At 49.2% G+C, this 5,259-nt stretch carries 6 protein-coding genes and 1 pseudogene; 6 read left to right on the forward strand and 1 reads right to left on the reverse strand.

Annotated elements, in window-relative coordinates:
- Window positions 1–10: 10 nt before the first annotated feature.
- From ACOTXL_RS23675 to ACOTXL_RS23695, 5 genes and pseudogenes are all read left to right on the forward strand, one after another.
- A pseudogene (locus tag ACOTXL_RS23675) lies at window positions 11–328 on the forward strand (nuclease); the annotation flags it as partial.
- A gap of 370 nt (window positions 329–698) precedes the next feature.
- Window positions 699–1,184 carry an MbeB family mobilization protein gene (locus ACOTXL_RS23680; protein WP_013631087.1) on the forward strand — a complete coding sequence of 162 codons (486 nt, stop codon included), beginning with the start codon at window positions 699–701 and terminating at the stop codon, window positions 1,182–1,184.
- 3 nt (window positions 1,185–1,187) lie between these two features.
- A complete protein-coding gene (locus tag ACOTXL_RS23685; RefSeq protein ID WP_000137423.1) occupies window positions 1,188–1,400 on the forward strand; it encodes an MbeD family mobilization/exclusion protein in 213 nt (70 codons plus the stop codon).
- A 632-nt stretch (window positions 1,401–2,032) separates the two neighbouring features.
- A complete protein-coding gene (locus ACOTXL_RS23690; protein WP_014386473.1) occupies window positions 2,033–3,388 on the forward strand; it encodes an AAA family ATPase in 1,356 nt (451 codons plus the stop codon).
- Window positions 3,381–4,001, forward strand: a complete 621-nt coding sequence (locus ACOTXL_RS23695) for an RloB family protein (RefSeq protein WP_023312615.1) — start codon at window positions 3,381–3,383, stop codon at window positions 3,999–4,001. The genes ACOTXL_RS23690 and ACOTXL_RS23695 overlap by 8 nt, the downstream gene beginning before the upstream one ends.
- A gap of 152 nt (window positions 4,002–4,153) precedes the next feature.
- On the opposite strand, the gene ACOTXL_RS23700 is transcribed toward ACOTXL_RS23695, so the two are convergent.
- Window positions 4,154–4,315, reverse strand: coding sequence for a hypothetical protein (locus ACOTXL_RS23700; RefSeq protein WP_023144844.1), 162 nt, complete (start codon window positions 4,313–4,315; stop codon window positions 4,154–4,156).
- Window positions 4,316–4,952: 637 nt separating this feature from the next.
- Between ACOTXL_RS23700 and ACOTXL_RS23705 the strand changes: the two genes are divergently transcribed.
- The coding region (locus ACOTXL_RS23705) for a MobC family plasmid mobilization relaxosome protein (protein ID WP_421625859.1) at window positions 4,953–5,259 on the forward strand (307 nt) is incomplete at its 3' end.

Genomic DNA, 5,259 nt, shown 5'->3' on the forward strand with positions numbered 1-5,259 from the left:
GGGGGGGATGATGATCGTTAAATTTCATCCCCGGGGGCGCGGTGGTGGTGCCGGTCCGGTGGATTACCTGCTGGGAAAAGACCGGCAGCGCGAGGGGGCGACCGTGCTGCAGGGAAAACCGGAGGAAGTCCGGGAGCTTATCGATGCCTCGCCGTATGCGAAAAAGTACACCTCCGGCGTGCTGTCGTTCGCGGAGGCTGAACTGCCGCCCGGGCAGCGGGAGCAGATTATGGCCAGCTTTGAGCGGGTTCTGATGCCCGGGCTCGATAAAGACCAGTACAGCATTCTGTGGGTGGAGCACACCGACAAGGGGCGGCTGGAGCTGAATTTCCTGATCCCCAACACTGAACTGCTGACCGGGAAACGCCTGCAGCCGTACTACGATCGCGCCGACCGGCCGCGCATCGATGCCTGGCAGACCGTGGTGAACGGCAGGCTGGGGCTGCATGATCCAAACGCCCCGGAGAACCGACGGTTACTGGTCACGCCGTCCGCACTGCCGGAAACGAAGCTGGAAGCCGCTCAGGCGATTACACGTGGGTTGCTGGCCTTAGCCTCATCCGGGGAGCTCAAAACGCGCGAGGACGTCACAGGGGCGCTCACAGCGGCAGGTTTTGAGGTGGTCCGCACCACAAAAAACAGTATCAGCATTGCCGACCCGGACGGGGGGCGAAACATCCGACTGAAGGGAGCCATTTATGAGCAGTCTTTTAGCGCTGGCGAAGGACTTGGAGCAGCAATCGAAAGCGCAGCAGCAGAGTACCGGCGAGATGCTGAAAGCCGCATTCAGCGAGCACGAGCAGTCTGTAAAAGCGGAACTGAGCGCAAGCGCGAAGAGAATCAGCGACGCCATCAGCGCCCACGAGCAGGGTATGACCGCGGCGATGCAGTCGAACCGGCTGAGCGTGCTGCGTATGGTCGGCCGGACGTGGCTGACCATCACCCTGGTCTCGGTACTGCTGATCGCCACGAGCGGGAGCATTCTGTGGTGGCAGGGGCAGCAGATCACCGGGAATTACCAGACTATCCGGGCGCAGGAGCGGACGCAGGCCATGCTGTCGGAGAAGAACCACGGCGTGCAGCTGTCGCTCTGCGGGGAGAAGAAACTGTCCTGCGTCAAAGTGAACCCGAAAGCGGGAGCTTACGGGGAGGAAGGGAACTGGATGGTACTGGAGAGGAAATAGCCCATGACGGAACTGGAAAAACAGTTGCTGACCGCATTAGAGCAGCTACATCAGGACTACTCGCAAAGGCTGGACGAGTGGGAGAGCGCCTTCGCGGAATGGCAGAAGATGTCTGGTCTTATGCAACGGGAGAACGCGGCGCTGAACGAGCGCGTCACGCGCTTGAGTCAGCAGGTGGCGAACTTGAGCAGGCAGTTACAGCGTTTGAGCCAGTAGTGCAGCGGCATGAAATGGCGGTGGCCGCCGAACGGGCATACGAGCAGAAACAGCATGAAAAAGAGCTGGCGGAAACCCGTTCCCGGCAGCGGAGCTATGACGGTCCGACGCTGGGCTGACTGCGCGCATCCAGTGACAAACCCCAAGAAGAAGGGCTCATAAATTTCCCGCTAAATACGGTCGTGATGTTTCCATCACAGCGTATACAACGGAGGGATTATGAGACTGTTTAACGTGATTGAGACGGTGCTGAATTGCCTGTACATGGCGCTGGAGATCTGGGACTGGCTGGAGAAGCATTTTCCTGTTTTTAAGGCGTTCATCCGGATTCTGGCCTGAAATCAGACCGTATGCATCTGGCTGCATGACCATGCAGCCGGGTAAAATTTATCTGTCACGAACGGGGCGGTGTATCGGGTGGTTTGTTGCCGGTTTTACCTGACTGCCGCCCCGTTTGTGGCGAACCTGTCCGGAGCGGTGCGGGCAACAGATGTTATGGTAAATAGCGTGTAATTATAAATAGCACAACGTTTTTTAAGGAAGATGTTGTTCCAAAATTAAAACATATAGGATATCTTTCCTATGATTGATTTTTCGCTTTTTTGGCGAAAAATCCCCGTTAGGAGGTATGCATGTTTGTTTATTTGACTATTGAAAATTTTAGGTCGGTTAAGGAAAAATCGACATTAAACTTGAGCGCATCCGGTTCTAGTAACCATTTAACAACTCATATCTATAAAAATGATGGAATGAATGTTGGAACGCTCATGAGTGCTGGGATTTATGGTGCTAATGCGTCTGGTAAATCTAACGTTCTCATGGCTTTTGAAGCTATAAAATTTATCGCAACAGAAAGCGGTGATTTGAAAGAAGGTAAACGGATTCCCTGCTATGAGCCATATGCTCTTTCTTCGGCTACGAATGAGGCTCCTGTAAAGTTTGAGGCTGAATTTTATTCTGTTGAGGGGAATCGGTTCAGTTATGAAGTTGCTTTTATTAAAAATCGGATTTTATTTGAATCATTAGACTATTATCCATCTAGGGTTAAAGCAAATTTATTTACTAGAGATGAGAGCGACACCTGGGAAACAATCAAGTTTGGTGGGCATTATAAAGGAGGTATTAAAAAAATACCATTCTTCCCTAATAATTCATACTTAGCGAAAGCAGGTAATAATGCCGCATCACCAGACATAATTAAAGAAGCTTATAACTTTTTTAGAAAGGGAATTAGACATATAGGTTTAAATGAAAAGATAAGAATATCTTCTTTTGGGGAGAGGGAGGACGTCGTAAATGAAACGGCCAAGGTTTTATGCATGGTTGACACTGGTGTTTCCGGTATATCTGTACGGGAGGTTGAGGCGGAAATACCAATAAAAATGGATGAGGAAATCCCTCAAGAAATAAAGGAGATAATTGAAGAAGATTATAAATATCGTTATATGTTCTCTCATCCTACTGATGAAGGGGGGAGTGTTTCTTTCCCTATGGGGAGAGAGTCTGAAGGCACCCAAAAATTATTTGAAATCATACCTCTAATTAGATCTGCGTTTAATGATAGTATGGTTGTAATTGTTGATGAGTTAGATAATAGCTTGCACCCGCATATTGCTGACTTGATTGTTAAGTTATTTAATGATCCTGATGTCAATAAAAAAGGCTCACAACTTGTATTCTCAACCCATAATATGCAGTTAATGGCTCCAGAGAAAATGAGAAGAGATCAGATATGGTTTTGTGAAAAAAATAAAGGTGCGTCGTCTCTTTATAGCTTAGATGATTTTGATAAGAAAAAGATAAAAACAACAACACCTTACGCAGCTTGGTATGATGAGGGTAGGTTTGGTGGGGTTCCCGACATAAACTACTTAAAGGTAGCCTCATTTATATCTGGTGATATATCCTTGGTAATGCCGGATATTGACGTCAAAGAATTGTCTGATGGTTTTTTTGAAGAGTTTGACGGGGATCTTTCTGATGAGTAAAAAACATGGAAATAATAAGAAAGTCCCACAAGTAATGTATATATACTGTGAGGGTGAGAAAACCGAACCATTATACCTTGAGGCTTATATTTCAGACAGATCTAAAAGAACTTTAAGTGTATTTAAAATACCTAAAACAAGAAAAAATACACCTGAGCAGTTGGTGGATGAGGCGATAAAGAAAAAGAATTCATCATCTTCCGCAGAAGGTGACGTCTTTTGGGTTGTTTATGATCAAGAGCATCTGACGCCTTCGTCTATTTCATGTCATCAAAAGGCATGGAATAAAGCTAATAGGCATGGGATAAATATAGCAATATCCTGTGTTTGTTTTGAATTATGGTTATTGTTGCATTTCGGCTTCACAACCAAAGATTTTTCGTCGTATGATAATTTGATGTCTAGCTCCCCGCTAAAAAAATTAATAACTAACTATGATAAAGGTAGTAAACTAACTTACCTTGCTATAAGAGAGAGGATTGGTACTGCGAAAGATAACGCAAGAAAGCTAGATATTTACGCTAAAACTAATTATAAAAACACGCACGAACCTTATCTATTTCCATGTTATACATCATTCCATGAGCTACTTAAGGCGATTGACGACTTTTGAAGTAATCCATTGACCATGGCTTATTACAGGCTGTAATCTATGAAAAATAAAAACCACCGCTACCAACGGTGGTTTTTGGAAGGTACATGAGCTACCAACTTATGTACCGGGTAACTGGCTTAGAGGGAGCGCAGTCACCAAAAATTGTCCTTTCAGTTTAGCCTTAACTGGCGCAGAACTTCAAGACTCACTTCCTCTAATCCGTTACCAATGGCTGCTGCCAGTGGCGATGAACCGTGTCTTTCCGGGTTGGACTCAAGATGATAGTTACCGGAGAAGGCGCAGCGGTCGGACTGAACGGGGGGTTCGTGCATACAGTCCAGCTTGGAGCGAACTGCCTACCCGGAACTGAGTGTCAGGCGTGGAATGAGACAAACGCGGCCATAACAGCGGAATGACACCGGTAAACCGAAAGGCAGGAACAGGAGAGCGCACGAGGGAGCCACCAGGGGGAAACGCCTGGTATCTTTATAGTCCTGTCGGGTTTCGCCACCACTGATTTGAGCGTCAGATTTCGTGATGCTTGTCAGGGGGGGCGGAGCCTATGGAAAAACGGCAGCGGCGCATCCTTTTTCTGCCCCGTTTGTCATGCCATATGCCTTCGCTCTTCTCCGTGTGCAGGTAACGCCCGCCGCAGCCGAACGGCAGGAGCGGCAGCGACTGAGTGAGCGAGGAGGCGTCATATCCTCTGAACTTCCATTTTCTGCCTTACGCCCGCAGCTGCATTTTCCTCTGTCACATGAAGCACTTTCCTGATTACCGCACTCATGCCAACATAATAAGCCAGTATACACTCCGCTAGCGCTACGTGACTGGTTCAGGGCTGCGCCCCGAAACCCGCTAAAAGCGACTGACGCGCCTGCGGCTTGTCCAACACCGTGCCGACCGGGAAACATTTCCCGCCCGTCCCGGTGTTATCAGGAGGCTACTCTGGCAGACAAACGCAACAAGATGCTCACGATGTGGGTGACGGAAGACGAACACCGGCGGCTGCTCGAGCGGTGCGACGGCAAGCAGCTGGCGGCGTGGATGCGTCAGACCTGCCTCGATGAGAAGCCGGCGCGTGCCGGCAGACTGCCGTCGATATCGCCGGCGCTGCTGCGCCAGCTTGCCGGTATGGGGAACAACCTGAACCAGATCGCCCGGAAAGTGAATGCCGTTGGTGCCGGTCATGATCGGGTGCAGATTGTGGCCGCCCTGATGGCAATAGACGCGGGACTGGAGCGGCTGCGGCATGCGGTGCTGGAAAAAGGGGGGG

Origin of the sequence: Enterobacter cloacae complex sp. IR5402, from assembly GCF_049238125.1 — a bacterium.
Classification (GTDB): Bacteria; Pseudomonadota; Gammaproteobacteria; order Enterobacterales; family Enterobacteriaceae; genus Enterobacter; species Enterobacter hormaechei_C.

Excerpts from the sequence above, each read along its gene's own strand:
- ACOTXL_RS23680 (WP_013631087.1), top strand. The coding sequence starts at position 699 with ATGAGCAGTCTTTTAGCGCTGGCGAAGGACTTGGAGCAGCAATCGAAA.
- ACOTXL_RS23685 (WP_000137423.1), top strand. The coding sequence starts at position 1,188 with ATGACGGAACTGGAAAAACAGTTGCTGACCGCATTAGAGCAGCTACAT.
- ACOTXL_RS23690 (WP_014386473.1), top strand. The coding sequence starts at position 2,033 with ATGTTTGTTTATTTGACTATTGAAAATTTTAGGTCGGTTAAGGAAAAA.
- ACOTXL_RS23695 (WP_023312615.1), top strand. The coding sequence starts at position 3,381 with ATGAGTAAAAAACATGGAAATAATAAGAAAGTCCCACAAGTAATGTAT.
- ACOTXL_RS23700 (WP_023144844.1), bottom strand. The coding sequence starts at position 4,315 with ATGCACGAACCCCCCGTTCAGTCCGACCGCTGCGCCTTCTCCGGTAAC.